The organism is Moraxella bovis (assembly GCF_002014975.1).
Lineage (GTDB): Bacteria > Pseudomonadota > Gammaproteobacteria > Pseudomonadales > Moraxellaceae > Moraxella > Moraxella bovis.
Genome location: NZ_MUXV01000106.1, coordinates 1 through 537, shown reverse-complemented (window position 1 = coordinate 537; position 537 = coordinate 1). Strand labels below are relative to the sequence as shown.

Sequence of the window (537 nt, the reverse complement as noted above, 5' to 3'; positions counted from 1 at the left end):
CAGATAATCGCCCATCGCACCATTTTGCGATACTCTTATAACACCCATTTGACAACCCACAACAACCATGACCATCATCTACCTGCACGGACTCGACTCCGACCCCAATGCTAATAAAGCCGTCATCACCGCCAACCACGCCAAAGGGCTTGGCATAGACACCCTACGCCCTGATTTGAACTGTCCGCCTGATGACGTGGTAGCTAAGCTATTGAGTTTAATCAAAGAAAACCCCAATGCCGTGCTTGTTGGCTCATCGTTGGGTGGATATTTTGCCACACTCTTATCCGACATGACAGGCACGCCTGCGGTACTGCTAAACCCGAGCATACGCCCTGATGTCAGCTTTCAGAGATTTTTAACAGATAATTTTGACGGACAAACGCTCACGGACGACACCGTCATCTACACCACAACAGGGGGCTGGCAGATTTGCTATGGTGATTTGGCGTGGTTTGAAAAGCACCATTTGACCGCCAAAAATCCCCAAAAAATCAAAGTCCTACTCAAAATGGGTGATGAGCTATTAGACGCTCA

The 537-nt window shown here is 48.4% G+C and carries 1 protein-coding gene; it reads left to right on the top strand.

Annotation, left to right across the window (positions count from 1 at the left end; genetic code table 11):
- Positions 1-67: 67 nt before the first annotated feature.
- Positions 68-537, top strand: a 470-nt coding sequence (locus B0182_RS13740; protein WP_078275444.1) for a YqiA/YcfP family alpha/beta fold hydrolase, incomplete at its 3' end; no start/stop codon positions are given.